General features: G+C 64.6%; 23 protein-coding genes. 13 read left to right on the forward strand and 10 right to left on the reverse strand.

All coding sequences use genetic code 11. The features are described from left to right. Positions 1-74: 74 nt before the first annotated feature. The 4 genes from OPC11_RS18385 (at position 75) to OPC11_RS18400 (ending at position 4,771) form a co-directional block, all read left to right on the forward strand. Entirely contained in the window at positions 75-1,601 is a 1,527-nt protein-coding gene (locus OPC11_RS18385; RefSeq protein ID WP_264782898.1) for a flippase, read from the forward strand. Positions 1,602-1,986: 385 nt separating this feature from the next. Beyond that, the gene (locus tag OPC11_RS18390; RefSeq protein ID WP_264782899.1) at positions 1,987-2,772 is read left to right on the forward strand and encodes a luciferase; all 786 of its coding nucleotides are present in this window, start codon (positions 1,987-1,989) and stop codon (positions 2,770-2,772) included. A 98-nt stretch (positions 2,773-2,870) separates the two neighbouring features. Continuing rightward, on the forward strand, positions 2,871-3,635 hold the full coding sequence (locus OPC11_RS18395) for a creatininase family protein (protein ID WP_007981677.1): 765 nt from the start codon (positions 2,871-2,873) through the stop codon (positions 3,633-3,635). Beyond that, positions 3,632-4,771, forward strand: coding sequence for an FAD-dependent oxidoreductase (locus tag OPC11_RS18400; RefSeq protein ID WP_264782900.1), 1,140 nt, complete (start codon positions 3,632-3,634; stop codon positions 4,769-4,771). Before OPC11_RS18395 ends, OPC11_RS18400 begins: the two co-directional genes overlap by 4 nt. Before the next feature lie 102 nt (positions 4,772-4,873). Here the strand turns inward: OPC11_RS18400 and OPC11_RS18405 are convergent, their stop codons facing one another. From OPC11_RS18405 to OPC11_RS18415, 3 genes are all read right to left on the reverse strand, one after another. Then, the gene (locus OPC11_RS18405; RefSeq protein ID WP_007981675.1) at positions 4,874-5,251 is read right to left on the reverse strand and encodes an Hsp20/alpha crystallin family protein; all 378 of its coding nucleotides are present in this window, start codon (positions 5,249-5,251) and stop codon (positions 4,874-4,876) included. Continuing rightward, positions 5,248-5,406: a hypothetical protein gene (locus OPC11_RS18410; protein ID WP_007981673.1), complete on the reverse strand. Its 159-nt coding sequence runs from the start codon at positions 5,404-5,406 to the stop codon at positions 5,248-5,250. Before OPC11_RS18410 ends, OPC11_RS18405 begins: the two co-directional genes overlap by 4 nt. A 192-nt stretch (positions 5,407-5,598) precedes the next feature. Next, positions 5,599-5,772 carry a hypothetical protein gene (locus OPC11_RS18415; RefSeq protein WP_264782902.1) on the reverse strand — a complete coding sequence of 58 codons (174 nt, stop codon included), beginning with the start codon at positions 5,770-5,772 and terminating at the stop codon, positions 5,599-5,601. Positions 5,773-5,846: 74 nt separating this feature from the next. On the opposite strand from OPC11_RS18415, the gene OPC11_RS18420 reads away from it, so the two are divergent. Further along, positions 5,847-7,574, forward strand: coding sequence for a radical SAM protein (locus OPC11_RS18420; protein ID WP_264782903.1), 1,728 nt, complete (start codon positions 5,847-5,849; stop codon positions 7,572-7,574). A 274-nt stretch (positions 7,575-7,848) separates the two neighbouring features. Here OPC11_RS18420 and OPC11_RS18425 read toward each other — a convergent pair whose 3' ends face one another. From OPC11_RS18425 to OPC11_RS18440, 4 genes are all read right to left on the reverse strand, one after another. Then, positions 7,849-8,280 (reverse strand): TRAM domain-containing protein, encoded by a 432-nt coding sequence (locus OPC11_RS18425; protein WP_007981667.1) that lies wholly within the window; start codon positions 8,278-8,280, stop codon positions 7,849-7,851. A gap of 355 nt (positions 8,281-8,635) precedes the next feature. Beyond that, positions 8,636-9,274, reverse strand: a complete 639-nt coding sequence (locus OPC11_RS18430) for a YkgJ family cysteine cluster protein (RefSeq protein ID WP_264782904.1) — start codon at positions 9,272-9,274, stop codon at positions 8,636-8,638. Positions 9,275-9,322: 48 nt separating this feature from the next. Next, positions 9,323-10,093 (reverse strand): MBL fold metallo-hydrolase, encoded by a 771-nt coding sequence (locus OPC11_RS18435; protein ID WP_007981663.1) that lies wholly within the window; start codon positions 10,091-10,093, stop codon positions 9,323-9,325. A 96-nt stretch (positions 10,094-10,189) separates the two neighbouring features. Further along, positions 10,190-10,450: a helix-turn-helix domain-containing protein gene (locus tag OPC11_RS18440; protein WP_007981662.1), complete on the reverse strand. Its 261-nt coding sequence runs from the start codon at positions 10,448-10,450 to the stop codon at positions 10,190-10,192. 137 nt (positions 10,451-10,587) lie between these two features. On the opposite strand from OPC11_RS18440, the gene OPC11_RS18445 reads away from it, so the two are divergent. Then, on the forward strand, positions 10,588-10,986 hold the full coding sequence (locus OPC11_RS18445; RefSeq protein ID WP_007981659.1) for a PPOX class F420-dependent oxidoreductase: 399 nt from the start codon (positions 10,588-10,590) through the stop codon (positions 10,984-10,986). 67 nt (positions 10,987-11,053) lie between these two features. Here the strand turns inward: OPC11_RS18445 and OPC11_RS18450 are convergent, their stop codons facing one another. Next, positions 11,054-11,212, reverse strand: coding sequence for a hypothetical protein (locus OPC11_RS18450; protein WP_007981657.1), 159 nt, complete (start codon positions 11,210-11,212; stop codon positions 11,054-11,056). Positions 11,213-11,323: 111 nt separating this feature from the next. On the opposite strand from OPC11_RS18450, the gene OPC11_RS18455 reads away from it, so the two are divergent. Beyond that, positions 11,324-12,031 carry a class I SAM-dependent methyltransferase gene (locus OPC11_RS18455; protein WP_007981656.1) on the forward strand — a complete coding sequence of 236 codons (708 nt, stop codon included), beginning with the start codon at positions 11,324-11,326 and terminating at the stop codon, positions 12,029-12,031. Between the two features lie 51 nt (positions 12,032-12,082). Beyond that, entirely contained in the window at positions 12,083-13,006 is a 924-nt protein-coding gene (locus tag OPC11_RS18460) for a glycosyltransferase family 2 protein (protein WP_264782905.1), read from the forward strand. A gap of 6 nt (positions 13,007-13,012) precedes the next feature. On the opposite strand, the gene OPC11_RS18465 is transcribed toward OPC11_RS18460, so the two are convergent. Continuing rightward, the gene (locus tag OPC11_RS18465) at positions 13,013-13,837 is read right to left on the reverse strand and encodes an amidohydrolase family protein (RefSeq protein WP_007981652.1); all 825 of its coding nucleotides are present in this window, start codon (positions 13,835-13,837) and stop codon (positions 13,013-13,015) included. Positions 13,838-13,984: 147 nt separating this feature from the next. Here OPC11_RS18465 and thsA point away from each other — a divergent pair, with 147 nt between their 5' ends. The 3 genes from thsA (at position 13,985) to OPC11_RS18480 (ending at position 16,286) form a co-directional block, all read left to right on the forward strand. Next, positions 13,985-15,547 carry a thermosome subunit alpha gene (gene thsA / locus OPC11_RS18470; RefSeq protein WP_007981650.1) on the forward strand — a complete coding sequence of 521 codons (1,563 nt, stop codon included), beginning with the start codon at positions 13,985-13,987 and terminating at the stop codon, positions 15,545-15,547. 117 nt (positions 15,548-15,664) lie between these two features. Further along, a complete protein-coding gene (locus OPC11_RS18475) occupies positions 15,665-15,928 on the forward strand; it encodes a hypothetical protein (RefSeq protein ID WP_069449487.1) in 264 nt (87 codons plus the stop codon). Between the two features lie 85 nt (positions 15,929-16,013). Beyond that, positions 16,014-16,286, forward strand: a complete 273-nt coding sequence (locus OPC11_RS18480; protein WP_007981646.1) for a hypothetical protein — start codon at positions 16,014-16,016, stop codon at positions 16,284-16,286. 39 nt (positions 16,287-16,325) lie between these two features. On the opposite strand, the gene OPC11_RS18485 is transcribed toward OPC11_RS18480, so the two are convergent. Then, positions 16,326-17,300 (reverse strand): transcription initiation factor IIB, encoded by a 975-nt coding sequence (locus OPC11_RS18485; protein WP_007981643.1) that lies wholly within the window; start codon positions 17,298-17,300, stop codon positions 16,326-16,328. A gap of 269 nt (positions 17,301-17,569) precedes the next feature. On the opposite strand from OPC11_RS18485, the gene gatC reads away from it, so the two are divergent. Beyond that, positions 17,570-17,848, forward strand: a complete 279-nt coding sequence (gene gatC / locus OPC11_RS18490) for an Asp-tRNA(Asn)/Glu-tRNA(Gln) amidotransferase subunit GatC (RefSeq protein WP_007981642.1) — start codon at positions 17,570-17,572, stop codon at positions 17,846-17,848. Continuing rightward, on the forward strand, positions 17,845-19,113 hold the full coding sequence (gatA, locus tag OPC11_RS18495; RefSeq protein ID WP_264782906.1) for an Asp-tRNA(Asn)/Glu-tRNA(Gln) amidotransferase subunit GatA: 1,269 nt from the start codon (positions 17,845-17,847) through the stop codon (positions 19,111-19,113). Before gatC ends, gatA begins: the two co-directional genes overlap by 4 nt. The last annotated feature ends 98 nt before the right edge of the window (positions 19,114-19,211 follow it).

The following is a 19,211-nucleotide window of genomic DNA, read 5'->3' on the forward strand; positions in this document are numbered from 1 at the left end:
ACGACTCCGACGGCCCCGATTCGAACGCCCCGGTCGTTCGCCGAACGTGTGTCCCTCCGTTTCTTCCGTTTCGAATGGCGACGAGTGACTCCCACCTCTCGAAACTGCTGTCGAGTTCGGTGCTCATCGTCGTCGGCGTCGTCGTCGCGTCCGTCGGTCGATTGATAGAACGCATCGTCATCGCCCACTGGTTCTCGCCGCAACTGTACGGCGAGGTGACCATCGCGCTCGCCATCATGACCATCGGAACGACGATTTCGCTCGTCGGGCTGAACGACGGGATTCCGCGGTTCGTCTCCCGGTACGACGACGCCCGGGACGTTCGCGGCGTGTGGCTGTTCGGCCTGGGGTTCGCGCTGGCCGTCAGCCTCGCCGTCAGCCTCGTCCTGTACCTGAACGTGAACCGCATCGCCATCGCGCTGTTCGAGACGAACGTCGCCCGCGAGTTGCTCCGCCTGTTCGTCCTCACGATTCCGGTCAGCGTCGGCCTGACCGTCGGCGTGAGCGCGCTCCGGGGGATGGAGAACACGCGCTACAAACTGTACACGAAGGATTTCCTCCACCCCTGCCTCCGCATCGTCCTGCTCGTCGCGCTGGTCGCGGGCGGTTTCGACCTCGTGTCGGTGGGGTACGCCTACTTCGCCGCCACGCTAGCAACGCTCCTCGTCGTCTACCTCCTCTCGAACCGCCTCGTCCGTCTCGTCGGACCGGTTCGGACCCACACCCGCGAACTGCTCACCTACTCGGCACCCCTCATCGTGACGATGGTGCTCTCCATCCTGTTGACGCGGATGGACACTCTCATGCTCGCCCAGTTTCGCACCTCGAACGAGGTCGGCGTGTACAACGCGGCGTACCCGCTGGCGAACAGCCTGCTCATGGTCATCTCCTCGTTCGGCTACCTCTACCTGCCGCTCACGTCCCGCCTCGACGCGGACGGCGAACGCGAGGAGGTGACGAGCATCTATCGCATCACGACGAAGTGGATTTACGTCCTCACCTTCCCCGCCTTTCTCGTATTCACCGTCTTCCCGGACGACGTGCTCTCGCTCTTCTTCGGGTCCGGATACACGGGCGGCGGTATCGTCCTCGCGCTCCTCTCTGTCGGTTTCTTCACGAGCGCTGCGGCGGGGAGAAACCGAACGACGCTGGCCGCGCTCGGCCACACGAAGGCCATCCTCGGGGTGGATATCCTCACGCTCGCGCTCAACTTCGCCGTGAACCTCCTCCTGATTCCGACGTACGGGATGGTCGGTGCCGCGGTCGCGTCGTCGGGGGCCTACGTCGTCCGCAACCTCGCGCTCAACGTCGTCCTCCTGACCAAGTGCGGAATTACCCCGTTCTCCACGCACACGAACCGGACGTACGTCGTCCTGCCGCTCGTCCTGTTCCCCGTCGGTCTCCTCGCGGGGCGCTGGCTGACGCTCTCCCTGCTGACGCTCCCCGTCTTCCTGGTCTGCACCGGACTCGTCGGCCTCGCCGCCGTCACCCTCGCCGGTGGTCTCCAACCGGAAGACGGCGCGTTCATCGAGTTCATCGAGGGGGCGCTCGGCGTCGAAGTCCCCGCGATTCAACGCTACGTCCCGATGCAGGGCGAGTGACGGGACTCGGACGAGCGCCGGACCGTCAAACGAACACCCGACCCGAAGCGGGAATACTAAATTTTACTGCACTTCACCAACTTGTACATTATGATACTATTTGATACCGAATTCTACTGAACACCATCAATTCCTACTGACTCGATGAGATATCCACTAAATTGAACAGATAGACACCAAACCACACGGGGTGGCACCGAATCGGACTATCGGCTTCGATAGAGAACGGCGCGATGCCACCACGCTCCGGTGTCCCTCGAATCGTTGCCACTGCCGACAGCCTTTTGACCTCGGTGGCGTTACGGAGATTATGGTCGCACAGACGATGGATCGCGTTCCGCGAGAACAGTAATCGACTACTTCTGACTGCGAGAGGTGATAGTACATGCTAGCCAGTAGTCACGCCCTCGCTCGAACGGGCCTCGACGCCGCCGCGCTCAAACCCGCAGAGTGTGACGTGCGTCGGGCGCACTCGATGCCGTTCGAGACGGTGACGATAGATTACGAGGGCCGCGAGCACCTCCCCGACACGGAGACGCTCCGCGAACTGGCGGCGGAGAAAAACGTGCTGATGACCGTCCCCGTCCGGGCGGACGGGTTCGACCCGCTCGGCGACGACTCGCTGTTCGGCCGACTGCCGGACGGCGTCGGAACGGTGTTCGTCGCCGGACACTCGGCCTATCTCACCGAGGACGAACGGAGTCGGGCGATAGCGCCTCGACTCGGGGCCGCGCTGGAGCGGTCCCCTGACGGGTGGGTCGGCACGGAGGGTATCGAACGCGTCGCCACGGCGACGGGGGCGACGCAGTTCGAACTGCTGTCCCGCTCGACGACCCGCGACGTGCGCGCACTTCGCGCCGCCGGGTTCGACGGGACGGTCGCGGTGTACGCGCCGACCGTCCTCACCGACGACGAGGACGCGATACTCGACGCGGTGGGCGCGTACGTCGCCCGGCGCAAACCCGTGGCGCGGGCGCTCCCTGACGATGCGCCGACGGATGCCAGCGCCGACGGTCGCGCTCGAAACGTGCTCTCCGCGGCGAGCCGCGACTTCGCGCTCGTCGGGACGGCCACCGAGGTCGGCGAGCGGGTCGAGGAACTGAAGGCGACCGGCGTGGACCTCGTGGTCGGCTATCCCGCCCGGGGCATCGACTCGTTCCTCGACCGCTAAGCTTTTTCGCGGTCTTCGGCCGCGTTTCCGCTCGCTGCGAGCGTTGCCCGTTCGCCGCGACACCCAGTTACAAATACCGCGACTGCAATCACAGCGTCATGAGTCGACTTGCCGAAGAGACGACGACCACGGCCCGCGATGCGCTCTCGGACGTGGACGTTGCACTGCTCCCGACGGGAAGCGTCGAACAGCACGGCCCCGCCCTCCCGCTCGGTACGGATTTCATGGCGGCACAGGCCGTCGCGGGCACGCTCGGGGACCGCGAGAACGTCGTTCTCCTCCCGACGGTTCCGGTCGGAGTCAGCGAACACCATCGCCAGTTCGACGGCACCCTCTGGACCGACCCGGCGACGTTCGAGGACTACGTGACGGACATCGTGTCCAGCATCGCCAGCCACGGCGTGCAGAAGGTCGTCATCGTGAACGGTCACGGCGGTAACGACGGCGCGCTCCGGCGCGTCGCGCGCCGGGTCCGCCGCGAGGAAGTGGCCTACGCCGTTCCGTGGAACTGGTGGGGTGGAATCGGCGACGTGCTCGAAGACGAGTTCGGGATGGGAATCACGCACGCCGACGAGATAGAGACGAGCATGCTCCTCGAAGTCGCCGAGGAACTCGTCCGCGAGGCGGCGCTCGAAGCGGCCGAGGCGGGCGCGAACGACGCGTGGGGCGAGGACGTCCACGGCGCGAACGTCGGCTTCGATACGGCCGACTTCTCCGAGAGCGGCGTCGTCGGCCAGCCGACCAGGGGGTCGCGGGAGGCCGGTGCGCGACTGCTCGACGCATCGAGCGACGAACTCGCCGCGCTGGTCGAGTGGCTCGGTGAGCAGGATATCGACCACCTCTGGCCCGAGGACCACCGATGAACGTCGGTATCGTCGGCGGCGGTGCCGTCGGGTTGACGGCCGCGCGGGACCTCGCTGTCCGCGGAGCCGACGTGACGCTGTTCGAGGCGGGGACGATTCCGAACGAGGGGGAGAGCACCGCCAGAGCGGCGGGCGTGCTCTACGACGCCTTCGCAGCCCCGGAGGACGCCCGCGTCGGTGCGCGCGCCATCGAACGCTTCCGCGAGTTCTCGGGCACCGGCGGATTCGAGTTCGTAGAGACGCCCTACGTCTGGTTCGCACGCACGGGCGACGAGAAGCGCGCGGCGGCCATCCGCGAGCAGGTGCCTCGGATGCGCGAACACGGGCGAGACGTCGCGTTCATCCACGCCTCGGAACTCGAAGAGCGGTACCCGGCGCTGAACGCCGAGGACATCGGCGTCGCCGCCATCGCTCGGAACACCGGGCGAACCGACCCCGGAAGCTACGCGCGGATGATGGCCGCGGAAGCCGAGAAGAACGGCGCGGAGGTTCGAACCGAGACCGAGGTTCGCGTCCGACTCGACGGCACGGCGGCCGACGGGAAACCCCAGATTTTCCCGGACGACGACCACGGCGAACCGTTCGACGCCATCGTCGTCGCGGCGGGCGCACACACGAAACGCGTGCTGGCGGAGGGGGGAATTCCCGTCGCGCTCAAACCCTACCGCGTGCAGGCGCTCACCTGTGCGTTCGACGCCGACACGCCGATGCTGTACGACGCCACGGAGGGCTACTACCTTCGTCCGCATCCCGAGGGTCTGCTCGCCGGTGACGGAACGGAGGAAGTCGAAAGCGATCCGACCGACTGGAAACACGCGAGCGATGCCGCGTTCGAAACGGCGATGCACGAACGCCTCGCCCATCGGCTCGATTTCGGGGCGGACGACCCGACCATCGAGCGAGCGTGGGCGGGCCTCTGCACCGCAACGCCCGACTACGACCCGCTGATCGGGGAACTCCGACCGAACTGCTACGTCGCCGCTGGCTGGCAGGGCCACGGATTCATGCGTTCTCCCGCGCTCGGCGAAGCCATCGCCGAGGACGTGCTCGGCGAGGGCGGCATCCCCGAGTTCGACCCGAAGCGCTTCACCGGCGACGAGGAGTTCGAAATCGTGGAAGGGATGGCCGTCGACTGAGGAACTCGAAAGAGAAGTGTCGTCAAAAATGGAATCGTCGGGAACAGAGACGTATCGAAAACGGAGACGCGTCGGAAACTGAGACGTATCGAAAGCCGCTCTTCACTCGGCTTTCGGCACCGTGACTTGGAGGGTGCCCGAGTCGGTCAGCGTCGCCGTCGCTTTTTTCGGGTCGACTTCGGCGTCCGCCGGGAGTTCGACCTGTCCGTCGAGGGACATCCCGCGGCCGGGGAACACCATGTCGAATCCCTCGTGGAAGTCTCGGAACCGGTCGATTCGAACGAGGACGGAATCCCGGACGAACCGGACCTGCACGTCGCTGCCGGTCGCTCCCGCCGCGTCGAAGACGATGAGATAGGCGTCCTCGCTTTCGAGCAGGTCGGACGGAATCGGCCGGGATTCCTGTACTTTGCTCGCGGCGCGGCCGACTTTCGACGCGACGGCCGTCACGGTCGAGCGCCCGAGGTCGCGGAGCGTCATAGTTCGATTGCTTCGAGGCAGTCGGTTTCTCCACAGTACGGGCACTGGAAGTCGTTCACGCCGACGTCATCCGGCATGTCGTAGGTGTAGTGCATCTCGAACATGTCCAGTTCGCAGCCGTCGTCCGTGCATTTGACCTCAAGCGTCGCGGGCATACGCGACGATACGTCCCGGACGAAAATAAACGCGCGGACTTCGACCAGAATTTGCGTCGCCATGAACTGGGTTTGGTTCCGAGGTTACACCGACCGTTGCTACGGAGCAGACGTTAAGAGCCCCCACCCGCTACCGCACCGCAACCGCGACAACCACATCCTCCCCAACCGATTCACTCCACTTCGTTCCGTTCATCCCTCGCGCGACTTCACCGGGACGACGCCGCCGGAGGCGGGTTCGCGGTTACACCGCTCACCCAGAGGTTTCTCCGAAACCTCGCTGGCCGCGTCGTCCCGCCAGCGCGCGCCACAGTGGAACGGTAGAATGGGTCTCGTCACGGTGTGTCGGTCGTCGTTTCGTGGCAACCGACGCGAGAAACCACCTCCGCGCTATCGTAGCGGGTAGTCACCGTTTTATCCGTCCGGTCGCAAAAGCGGGTATGACCGACCCCGCGACCCTCGACGTGACGCTCGTGGACGGCTACGTCGACGAACCGGCTCACTTCGGCGTGCCGCCGTACATCTCGACGTACCCGCGCTACACCGCCGGGGCGCTCGTGGATGCGGGGGTGCCGGAGGAACGGATCACGTACCACACCATCGACGAACTCCGGGAGGACAACGCGAAGTGGGCGGACGTGGCCGACGCCGACCTGTTCGTCTACATCGGCGGGATGACCGTTCCCGGCAAGTACGTCGGCGGGACGCCCGCCGAACCGGACGAGGTGCGGAAGATGGCGTGGACCGCCGACGGGACCAGTTTGATGGGCGGTCCCGTGAAGTTCGGCGTCGGGGACGAGAACGCGGGCGGAACCCAAACGGAGCGCGACGACCTCGACTTCGATTTCGTGGCGAAGGGCGACGTGGAAGCCGCCGCCTTCGACCTCGTGGACAGCGGTTTGGAGGGGTACAACAATCGAATGCGGGACAACGAGGAGGTGGACCGCTGGGCGGAAGCGGGCGCGTTCGTGGTCGAACAGCACCCCAACCATCCCGACTACCTCATCTGCGAGATGGAGACCTCGCGCGGGTGTCCCTACCGCTGCTCGTTCTGCACGGAACCGCTGTACGGCAACCCGTCGTTCCGCGAACCCCAGTCCGTCGTCGCGGAGGTGGACGGCCTCTCGAACCGCGGCGTCCGCCACTTCCGACTGGGGCGACAGGCCGATATCCTTGCCTACGGCGGGGACGGCGAGAAGCCGAACCCGGACGCGCTCCGCGAGTTGTACGGCGGGATTCGTGAAGTCGCGCCGGACCTCGGGACGCTCCACCTCGACAACATGAATCCCATCACCATCGTCGAGTGGCCCGAACCGTCCCGCGAGGGGATTCGCGTCATCGCCGAGCACAACACGCCCGGCGACACCGCCGCGTTCGGTCTCGAATCGGCCGACCCGGTGGTGCAGGAGCAGAACAACCTGAACGTCACCGCCGAGGAGTGTTTCGAGGCGGTGAAAATCGTCAACGAGGAGGCGGGCTGGCGACCCGGAGAATCGCCCGACGACGCTCCGACGCACGGCCCGGACGCCGCGAATCGACTGCCGAAACTGCTCCCCGGAATTAACCTGCTTCACGGCCTGAAGGGCGAGCGAAAAGAGACGTTCGACCACAACCGCGAGTTCCTCCAGCGCGTCTACGACGAGGGGCTGATGCTCCGGCGGGTGAACATCCGGCAGGTCATGGCGTTCTCGGGCACGGAGATGAACTCGGTGGGGACGGACATCGCCGACGACCACAAGCGACTGTTCAAGCAGTACAAGAGCGAGGTCCGCGAGAAGATAGACAACCCGATGCTCCAGCGGGTCGCCCCGCCGGGGACCGTGCTGCCGAACGTCCACCTCGAATACCACAAGGACGGGCGAACCTTCGGACGCCAGTTGGGGACCTATCCGCTCTTGGTCGGGATTCCGGGCGAGCGCGAACTCGGCCGAACCATCGACGTGGCCGTCGTGGACCACGGCTATCGCTCCGTCACTGGCGTGCCGTACCCGCTGGACGTGAACAGCGCGACGATGGACGAACTCACCGCGATTCCCGGTCTCGGCAAACAGCGCGCCGGAAACGTCATCGTCAACCGCCCCTACGAGACGCCGGACGACCTCGCCGAGACGGTGGACGTGGACCTCAGCAAGTACGCCGGGGCGAGCGTCTCCAGAAACGCGGACTGACCGACGACGGTTTTCACAGCGACCGAGCGTCGGCGGCGAGCGAAGCGAGCCGCGGATGCGAGGGTGCGGTAGGCCGGTGACACACCCACCAGAAGTCAGCCGGTGACACACCCGCTAGTGACCAGCGATACCACCGCGAGTGAGGAACGAACGAGCGGGCCGCCGCTTGAATGGCGCATGGAAGAGCGAAGCTCTTCCAATGTAAAATGAAAGCGGCGTGCTTTTGGTCGAGCTTTTTATCGAAGGTCGCGAGCGACCCTCGATAAAAGGTCGTTTAGAACTCTTCTTCGATGATTTCGCCGACGGCGAAGTTCGACTTGACTTCCGTGATTTCGACCTTTACGCGCTCGCCGATTTCCGCGCCGGGGACGATGATGACGTAACCCCGCTCGACGCGGGCGATACCGTCGCCCTGCTTGCCGATGTCCTCGACTTCGACGTAGCGGATTTCTCCGGCCTCGACGGGTGGCTGTGGTTCCGACGAGACGGAGCCGGTGTTGGCACTCGATTGTGTTGTCGTCGTCGCTGTTTGCTCGTCGTCCGATTCTTCTTCCGTCTCCCGCGAGATAAGCGCGACACGGTAGGTTTCTCCCGGTTCGACTGAACCCGTGTCGATTTCACGTCGTGGAACTGAGACGACATACTCGTCGCCTTTGAGAGTAACATCAGCGCTGAACAGACACAGGAGCTTGTCAGAGATTTCCAAGGGTCGTAGACCTCCACATGAATCCAAGTAGTCAACCATTATAGAATTATCGAACACCAGCTTTTTCTGCAGTCGGGAGCCGAATCCGACGCTGTTCGCGTCGGATTCGGCCTTCCTCCTTGGAAAAAGCTGGACCAAAAGCCGTCGTCACCTCCGTCCGTCGTGCCAAGGGCACTCCGTTGGAGGTTCCTCGGCCCGGAAAATCGGAGATTTTCCGGAGGGGTTGCTAGCTTCCACGGTTGTGTCACCGGCGGGTTTCTGGCGGCTGTATCACCGGCCTATCGCTCGCGGCGGCACTCACCCCGTTCGCGCCTGCCGCTCGCTGTCGGAGGGTGTCGTCCTCTCGGGGATGTCCTCAGCTTTCGTACGCTGTTCCGTCGGGGTTCTTCGCGCCTTCCGAGTCGTGAACGACGATTTCGCCCGGGTCGGGGTTCGCGGGGTCGTAGTTGTCGCGCACGCCGATGGCCTCTTCGAGTTCGCGGACGGCACGTTCCTTGAGCGCCGCCGCGAGTTCTTCGGCGTGTTCTCTGTCGATGTCGCGGCCGAGGCCCTCGCACTCGTGGGCGCGGACGACTCCCGACTCGTCCACGGGGTCGCCCATCGGCTGGCTCGTCCCGCCGAGCGCCACGCTGAAGGGGTACGTCCGGCAGATGAGCGGTCGGTCGGGGTGGACCGAACACGCTCCGATTCCGTCCTCGTAAAACCGACAGTCGCCGCAGTCGTCGGTCTGGAGCGCCCACTCGAACGTCTCGCCGCCGTCCTCGGTCAGACCGAAGGGCATGGGTCGGGCCACGTCCCGAAAGTCGTACTCGGTCGTCTCCTGCAATTCGCGCACTTCGTCGGGGAAGACGGTCGCAGTGTGCGGGTCGTCCGCTTCGCTCGTACAGCAGGCACCACAGCGCGTGCACTCGAACCCGATGTCCTCGATCGCGTCCGCGAGGTCGGTTACGTCGAGCGACTTCGCCCGTTCCAGTTCGGCTTCGAGAGTTTCCACGGCGTGATGGTTCGCGTGCGGAGGGAAAACGGTTGTGGGCTTTTTCTTTCACGTCGAACGAGCGCGTTCGCCATCCCACGTGACGTCCCCTTCGACGGCCAACTTTTCGAGGTGGGCCGCCACGGTTTTCTCCGCGAACTCCCTGACGGCGCTGATGTCCTTGTCGTAGGCGGCGTCCGTCACCGAAGGAAGCGTCCGGGCACCGCTTCGAACCGCGTCGAGCACGCGCTCTTCGCGGTGCAGTCGGTGGTCGATGAGTCGTCGAATCGTCCGTCGCGGGTTCTCGATGGCGGGGCCGTGGCCCGGATGGAGCACCGCGGGATTCCGCGCGTACAGTCGCCGGAGCGAGGTCAGGTAGGCGCGCAAGTCGCCCTCCCCGGCGGCGACCACGACGCTCCCGTCCGCGACGGCGAGGTCGCCTGCGACGATTTCGCGGTCCGTGGCGAACGCAACGTGGTCGGGGGCGTGTCCCGGCGTTTCGATGACGGTCAGCGGGCCGACGGTCGTCCCCCCGCGGAACGTTCGGTCCGGGGCGACGCCCGTGGCGCGCTCGAAGCGCTCCTCGCGGCCCTGTCGCGCCCAGACGGTCGCATCGCAGGCGTCGGCGTAATGCGCGACGCCGCCCACGTGGTCGGGATGGGTGTGCGTGAGGACGACGTGTTCGACGCCACCGACCGCCCGGTCGAGTTCGGCCGTCCGCCCCGCCGGGTCGATGAGAACGGTATCGACGACGTAGGCGTTCGTCTCCCCGTGCGGGGCCAGCGTCTCGGTGGGGACGGTGATAGCGTTCACGTCCGCGGCGAGGAACGCCAGCGACAAAAGTCGTTCGTGGTCACGACGGCGGAAGACGACGGGAAAAACGTCCGAAAACCGATGGCGAGAAAACCGGGAGGTGGGAGGTGGGAAGCGAACGGATCAGTTGTTCAGGAGGTAAACTTGCTTCCGTGCGTCGCGGAAACTGTGACGCGAGACGATGAGGTCTTGTTCTTCGAGTCGGGTCAGCGCGTAGCGGACGGTCCGGTCGGGGAGAAGGGATTCCTCGGCGAGTTCGCCTTGCGTCAGCGGTTCTTCGGTCTCCAGAACCTTGGCGACGAGTTTGGCGCTGGGGGGGAGTTCGCGGAGTCGTTCACGGAAATCGCGCGCTGGTTCTGCTACAGTCGTGCTCATGTATATCATGCGACCACGGCATGGTGGTAAACGTTGGCTATAGGTGTGTTCATACAATATCCACACCTTAAACGTCATAATATCACATTTAGTCAGAGTGATACGTCGGGGGGAAGGTACAGGATTCTTCCCGACGTGAACCCGCTATGGAATCGATACCCGAGGAGTTTCGAGACTTGTTCGAGCGAAAAACGTTCGCCAACTTCGCGACCGTCATGCCGGACGGAACGCCGCAGGTGACGCCCGTTTGGGTCGGCTACGACGGCGACCACCTCCTCGTGAACACCGCCGAAGGTCGCCAGAAGGAGCGAAACGTACAGCGAAACCCGAAGGTCGGCCTTTCCATCATCGACCCGGACGACCCGTACCGGTTCGTCTCGGTTCGCGGCGAAGTCGAGGAGGTCACCGAGGACGGCGCGGTAGACCACATCAACGAACTCACCCGACGGTACATGGACCGCGATGAGTACCCGAACCTCGGTGAGGAGGACGGTCCGCGGGTCATCATTCGGATTCGTCCCGACCGCGTGGTCACGGGGGGATGAACCGACGGGCGGTTAGGTCGATACACGGAGAGACCGACGGGCAAATCGGCCGATGCGCGACGAGTGGTTACCGTCGTCGGTCGGTTTTCGGCGGTCCGCTGTGGCGGTTGTACTGTCCGAGGACGCACCCGCAGTCCGGGCAGTGAACGACGATGACTCTCTCGTATTCGTGACGAACGAGGTCGTCCGCGGTGAACTCGCCGTCACAGTGGTTACAGGTCGGCATTCGAAACCCCGCATAGGGTACGCGCCGGACGTGCAAAGGCGTTCCCCCGTCCGTCTATCCACTTCCAGTACCGTTTTATCCCTCGGGTGAGGTTCTTCAGACGAAGAAAGTGTGAAGGGACAGGAGTGGTATCAGGCTACGGAGGTGGCCGAGGAATACGAAGAGAAGCGATTCTCCCGTGGCGGTAGACTCATCGACCGCCGCGAGAAGCAAGCCGTCCTCGACGCTATCGGTCCGGTCGAGGGAAAACGCGTTCTCGAAATAGCCTGCGGAACCGGCCGGTTTACCGTCATGCTCGCCGAGCGTGGCGCGGACATCGTTGGACTCGACATTTCGGCCGCGATGCTCCAACAGGGTCGTCACAAGGCTCGGAACGCCGGTGTCGCGGACCATCTGGAGTTCATGCGCGGCGACGCCGCCCGTCTTCCGTTCCCGGACGACCACTTCGACACCGTGTTCGCCATGCGGTTTTTCCACCTCGCGAACACGCCGGCCTCGTTCCTGAGCGAGATGCGTCGCGTTTCGAAGGATCAGGTTTTCTTCGATACGTTCGCCGGGCCGAGCACGCGAAGCCTCTACAACTGGTTGCTGCCGATGGGGTCGCGGTTGTACTCGCTCGAGGACGTCCAGAAGCTCCTCGGGGAGACAGGTCTGTCGCTGGTCGATTCCGACCACGACTGGGTACTCCCCTACGGCTTCTACCGAAAAATCCCCGACGTGGTGGCGTCGCGTATCCGGGATATGGACACCGCTATCGGTGACACGATGATCGGTGACCAACTCGCGTCCGTCTCCTACTGGAACACGAGCGTCGAGTGAGTCGGACGCGTGCCGAATTGCTTTTACGTACTCGGTATCTGAAAAGCGGATATGGACTTGTCCGTGGTGGTCCCGACGCTCAACGGTCGCGAACCCCTGAGCGACGCACTCGATGCCGTTACTCGATACGCACCCGATGCCGAGGTCGTCGTAGTCAACGGGCCCTCCGCGGACGGCACGTCCGGTATGGTCTGTAACCGCTCCGACGTGAGCGCGCTCGTCGAGATCTCCGACCGAAATTTGAACGTCGCGCGGAACGCCGGACTCGCCGAGGCGAGCGGCGAAGTCGTCGCGTTCATCGGGCAGGAAGTGACCGTCGAAGCCTCGTGGTACGACGGCATTAGGGACGAAATCGCGGACGGCGCGGACGTGGTAACAGGGCCGGTGCATCGAATGGTTCGGGCGGGAATGACCACCGAAACGGTCGAAACGCGGACGATAGCCGGACGCGACGTGACCTACTTTTCGGGCGAGAACGTGGCGTTCACCCGCGACGGCATCGAAGCGGTCGACGGCTTCGACGAGAACTTGGAAACCGGCGGCGCGCGCGACTGCGCCCATCGGCTCGCGGGACAGGAGCGGTCGATAACGTGGTCGCCCGACGTGGCCGTGTGCCGCGACGAGACCGACGAGAAGGGCGTCGAACGCGACTGGTGCACGAAATACCGCTCGCTCTCCTATCGTCTGGTGAAAAACTACGGCCCGCGGCTGACGGTGTTCAGGCGAACCTTCCACGACGCCATCCGTGACGCGCGAACCGCCGGGGTGGAGGTCGCCTCGGGCGAGACGAAACCGTCCCTCTGGGCGGGTTGCGGCAAAGAAGTGGTTAAAGGAATCGCCGGTGGGACCAAAGACGGGTTCCTCGGACGGTTTCGCGACAGGAGCGAGGCGCGCAACCCCGCCGGACTCTCCTCGCGCGCCGACCGCGCCGTCGAACGCTACGACTGGCGCAACGTGGAACCAGAGGTCGAGTGACCGTCGCTACTCGTCGTACTCCGGTGCGAGGGCTTCGACGACGCGCGAGGGATTCTTGGTGAACACTTTTCGCATCGCGTCCTCGGGCACGTCGAGGGTGAGAATTTCCATCACGGCGACGTTCGGGTGGGCGTTCGGGGCACCGCTTCCGAACAGCACGCGGTCGGGGTGTTCCATGATGGCCCGCTCCATCTGCTCGCGGTAGCGGACGAAACTGGTGTCGAGATAGCAACTGTCGTAGGAGTCCAGCAGGTCGATGGCGTCCGCCATGAGGTCGCGGTTCAGCGGAAATCCGCCGAAGTGCGAGAGGATGACGGGAAAGGAACGGTCGAGCAGGGTGTCGGCCGCAGTTTCGGGGGAGAAACCTTCGCCCGCGTGGACGAGGACGGGAAGGTTCACGTCCTCCAGTCGGGAGAGCACGTCGTCGTCCGGCAGTCCGTCGCGCGTCGGGTCGAGTTTGAACCCGTGAAAGCGGTCGTCGTAGGCGTACTGCTCGATGTCGTCGGAAGAGGTGTGCCAGTCCTTCCGGCGCGACCTGAAGTTCCTGAGTCGTGCCGTGGCGCTCCCGTCGGGGTCACGCGGACCGTTGATTCGCGCGAACGCGAAAAACGGGCGCTCGACGCTCCGTCGGGCGACGGCGTTGTTCGCCCGGAGGTAGCTGTTTCCCTCCTGTGGCCCGGGGAACACGACCGCACTGACGACGCCCGCTTGGTGGAGTTCGCGCTCCAGTTTGTCGGGCGAGATGGCTCGTCCCCGCGCCGTCACGGACTCCTCGACGGGAAGCCGCGCGTGAACGTCCACCACACGAAACCGGTGCTCCAGTTCCAGCATCTGAAAATTTCTCGATGAGGGTCGGGCATGTATCTATCGGTCGATGGCCGCAACCGCGTCCCGTCCGGCGAACGGAGTAAAAAGATTTATATAGAACATCAATCATTCGTTATACGTATGTCAGAATCAGGCTTTGGACAGCGACGCATGGGCGGCCGACCGATGTTCATCCTCAGCGAGGGGACGGAACGGACGCAGGGTCGTGACGCTCAGTCCTCCAACATTTCCGCCGGTAAAGCGGTCAGCGAGGCCGTACGAACCACACTCGGTCCGCGCGGGATGGACAAGATGCTCGTCTCGGACGACGGCGACGTGGTCATCACGAACGACGGGGTGACGATTCTCGACTCGATGGACATCGAGCACCCCGCCGCCCAGATGATCGTCGAAGTCTCCCAGACACAGGAGGACGAAGTTGGCGACGGGACGACCACGGCGGCGGTGCTCGCCGGGGAACTCCTCGCAAAAGCCGAGAACCTGCTCGAACAGGACGTGCACGCGACGACCATCGTGGAAGGTTACGCTCGCGCCCGCGACATCGCGCTCGAAGCCGTGGACGACCTCGCGCTCGACGTCGATATCGACGACGACCTCCTGCAACAGGTCGCCGAATCCAGCATGACCGGCAAGGGAACCGGCGACATCACGACCGAGCGCCTCGCCGAAGTCGTCGTCAACGCTGTCCGCGGCGTCGAAGGCGACGAGGGAATCGACCGCGACGAGATTCGCGTCCTCACTCAAACCGGGTCGAGTTCCAGCGCCACGGAACTCATCGAGGGCATCGTCACCGACGCGGAACCCGCACACAAGAACATGCCGCGCTCGGTCGAGGACGCGACCATCCTCGCCACCGACGGCTCCTTCGGCGTCCGCGAAACCGAAATCGACGCCGAGTACTCCGTCGATAACGTCGAGCAACTCACCGCCGCGATGGACGCGGAAAACGACCAGCTCCGCGAACTCGCTGACGCCATCGCCGACGCCGGCGTCGATGTCGTCTTCTCGCACTCGTCCATCGAGGACCGCACCGCGGCGTACCTCGCCGAACACGGCATCCTCGCCTTCGAGGACGTGGACGACGACATGACGAGCGCCATCGCCCAGTCCACGGGCGGCAAGCGCACGGGCAAGCCTGACGACGTTGACGATGACGAACTCGGCCACGCCGACTCCATCCGCGTCGAGAAGTACGGCGACGAGGACCTCGTGTTCATCGAGGGTGCCGACGAGGCACAGTCCGTCACCGTCTTCGTCCGCGGCGGCACGGAACACGTCGTCGACGAACTGGAGCGCGCCATCGAGGACGCACTCGACGTCGTGTCCTCCGCCGTCGAAACCGAGAACGTCGTTCCCGGCGCTGGCGCGATCGAAACCAGCATCGCGGGTCGCGTCCGCGACGAGGCCGCGGGCATCGAGGGCCGCCAGCAGCTCGCCGTCGAGGCGTTCGCCGACGCCATCGAAGTCCTCCCGCGAACCCTCGCGGAGAACACCGGCATGGACCCCATCGACGCGCTCGTGGACCTCCGCGCCGCGAACGACGACGAGGAAGGCAGCGCGGGCATCATCTCCTCGGGCGAGACCGGGAAAATCGCGAACCCCGTCGAGGAAGGCGTCATCGACCCCGCCGCCGTCAAGGGTGAGGCCGTCGAGAGCGCCACCGAGTCCGCGACGATGATCGTCCGCATCGACGACGTTATCGCCGCCGAATAAGCGCGGTTTCCCCCCTCGACTTTCGATTCTTTTGGACCCCCGTCCGTCTCGACTCGTTCCGACCCGTTGCGACCGGAAGTAGCAAGTCCTAACCCCGACCGGTGTCAATTACCGCCGATGAGCGACCGCATCATCTCCAGCCGCCCTATCTTCCTCGCCACCGCGGTAACCGTCGTGCTCGCCGCCGGGGGGATCGGACTCACGGTCGGTGCGACCGGACAGAACCGCGGAAAGACGCTCTCGCTGTTCGGCCTCTCGCTGTTCGACATGAGTCCCGTCTCCATGGCCCTGTTCGGAATGGCGCTCACGACCGTCGTCCTCGTCCTGCTGTTCGCGCTCGTTTCGTTCGCCTCGCGCTTCGACAGCAACAGCGTGGCGTGAACGGACGGCAGACGCGAGCGAGGTGATTCGCGCGACGTGACGTGAGACGGAAACCGTTTTTCCCGTCGAAGGAGTTCCGTTCGGTATGGCAACCGGAACCCGTTCGCGGACGTCGAAAAAAGGAGCCACGACCGGCGACCTGCTCGCCGTCGCGGCCACGATTCTGCTGGCGAACGTGCCGACGCTCTTCGCGTTCTACGTCATCCTCGACACGTACGACCCGCTGACGACCGACCTCTCGTTCGTCCAGTACGTCACGACGACGATGAGCGGCGCGGTCATCTTCGCCGTCCTCTGGACGGGCATCGTTTTCTTCGCCTACGGGCCGTCGCTGTCGCGACGATGGAACGGCCGCTAACGGGGCAAAGACGCAAAATAATTCGATTTTCGTGCGGTTTTACGGCGCGATGGTGCCTTCTTCGGCGTCGAGCAGTTCGTGGTAGCGGTTGCGAATCGTGACCTCGCTGATGTTCGCCACGTCGCTGACTTCGCTCTGGGTGACTTTCTCGTTGGTCAGGAGCGCGGCGGCGTAGACGGCGGCCGCGGCGAGGCCGACGGGCGACTTCCCGCTGTGGAGACCTTTCTCGGTCGCCGTGTCGAGCAACGAGCGGGCGCGGCGTTCGGTTTCGTCGGAGAGGTCGAGTTCGGAGGCGAAGCGGGGGACGTAGCTCTTCGGGTCGGCGGGTTCGATTTCGAGGCCGAGTTCGCGTGCGATGTAGCGGTAGGTTCGGGCGATTTCGTCTTTCTCGACGCGCGACACGGCCGTCAACTCGTCCAAGCTCCGCGGGGTTCGGGCCTGTCGTGCGGCGGCGTACAGCGCGCCGGTTGCGACGCCCTCGATGGAGCGCCCCGGCAGGAGGTCCTCGTCGAGCGCACGGCGGTAGATGACGCTCGCCGTCTCCCGAACGGTATCCGGGAGGCCGAGCGAACTCGCCATGCGGTCGATTTCGCCGAGCGCCTGTTTGAGGTTGCGCTCCTTGCTGTCGCGGGTGCGGAAGCGCTCGTTCCACTTGCGGAGCCGTTGCATCTTCTCGCGCTGGCGAGAACCGAGCGAGTTGCCGTAGGCGTCCCGGTCGCGCCAGTCGATGTTGGTCGATAGCCCCTTGTCGTGCATCATGTTCGTCGTCGGCGCGCCGACGCGGGACTTCTGTTCGCGTTCGCTGGCGTCGAAGGCGCGCCACTCGGGGCCGCGGTCCACCGCGTCCTCCTCGACGACGAGGCCGCAATCGTCACACACCCGCTCACCGCGCTCCTCGTCGGTGACGAGCGGGCCGCCACACTCGGGACACCGCTGTTGCTCGTCGGCTTGCGTCTTGGTTTGCTCACCGGTTGTTTCCGTTTCTTCGGTCGGTCGGGTACGTGTATCAGTCATGGCGTACTATCAGGAACACAGACAGAGGGTCATGGTGCACTACGAGAGCCGTAGAATCGATAGACATATCTTATAGAACGTACAGCAACTTAAATCCGGTGGGCAAAAGAGGCATTTTCTCGGTTCGAAAACGACGGATTCATCCGGGTTTTTGGCAGGAATAATGCAGTATTCGATTTTCCTACACGACTCGTGATTCCTCCCGCTTTATCAGCTATCCGGCAGTGAGTATCGAAACCCTTACCGCTCGTCCGGGGGTTCGTCAACACATGAGCGATACGCCTCCCGGACCGGACGAGGTTCGGTACGTCGCACGGTTGGCCCGCGTCGGGGTTTCCGACGAGGAAGCCGAGCGATTCGCCGGACAGTTCGCCGATATTCTTGGCTACTTCGAGACGCTGGACGAGGTGCCCGAGGTCGAGCGCGAGGCCGACCTCGTGAACGTCATGCGCGAGGACGAGGTGCGAACCAGCCTCGACCAAGCCGACGCGCTGGACAACGCACCGGAGACCGAAGACGGCTACTTCAAGGGGCCGAACGTCTCATGAGCGACCAGATATTCATCACCGAGGAGACCATCGACGGCGCGGACGACGGCCCGCTCGCCGGGACGACGGTCGCCGTCAAGGACAACATCAGCACCGAGGGCGTCCGGACGACCTGCGGGTCGGCCATGCTGGAGGAGTACGTCCCGCCCTACGACGCCACCGTCGTCACGCGACTGAAGGAGGCCGGGGCGACCATCGTCGGCAAGACCAACATGGACGAGTTCGGCATGGGGACGACCACCGAAACGTCCGCTTTCGGCCCGACGGAGAACCCAGTCGCCGAGGGTCGCGTTCCGGGCGGCTCCTCGGGCGGGAGCGCCGCGGCGGTCGCGGCGGGCGAGGCCGAACTCGCGCTGGGAACCGACACGGGTGGGTCGATTCGCTGTCCCGCCGCGTTCTGTGGCGTCGTCGGCATCAAGCCCACCTACGGACTCGTCTCGCGCTACGGCCTCGTCGCCTACGCGAACAGTCTGGAGCAGATCGGCCCCATCGCGCCGACCGTTCAGGCGGCCGCGACCCTGCTCGACGTCATCGCCGGACCCGACGACCACGACGCGACGACCCGCGACGAAGGCGCTGACGCCGACTACGCGAGCGCCGCGGACGGCGAGGTGGACGGACTCGACATCGGCGTCCCGACGGAACTCGTAGAAGGGGCGGACGAAGGCGTCGTCGAGCGGTTCTGGGACGCCATGGACGACCTCGAAGCGAAGGGTGCGACGGTCCACGAGGTGTCGCTTCCCTCGGTCGAACACGCCGTCGAGGCGTACTACGTCATCGCCATGTCCGAAGCGTCCTCGAACCTCGCGCGCTACGACGGGGTTCGCTACGGCAATTCGGGAGGGTTCGACGGCAACTGGAACGAAACGTTCTCCGAGACGCGCGAGGAGGCTTTCGGCGACGAGGTGAAACGACGCATCCTGCTCGGCACCTACGCGCTTTCCGCGGGATATCACGACAAGTACTACAAGAAGGCACAGGACGCCCGAGCGTGGCTCAAGCAGGACTTCGACTCGGCGTTCGAGGACGTAGACGTACTCGCCAGTCCGACGATGCCCACGCCGCCGTTCGAACTCGGCGAGAGTCTGGACGACCCGCTGCAGATGTACCTCGCGGACGCGAACACCGTCCCCGTCAACCTCGCCAACCTCCCGGCGATTTCGGTTCCGGCGGGCGAAACCGACGGCCTCCCCGTCGGCGTGCAGTTCATCGGACCGAAGTTCGGCGAGAAGCGCGTGATTCGGGCCGGAAGCGCGCTGGAGTAGTCGGATTCGGGTTTTTGCGGGGTGGCAGTCACACCGATTCGGAAGACGATGACCGAAGAGCGACATCGTTTATAAATAATTTGATGAGTGTCCAGTTT

Origin of the sequence: Haladaptatus sp. T7, assembly GCF_026008575.1 — an archaeon.
In the GTDB taxonomy this organism is placed as follows: Archaea; Halobacteriota; Halobacteria; order Halobacteriales; family Haladaptataceae; genus Haladaptatus; species Haladaptatus paucihalophilus.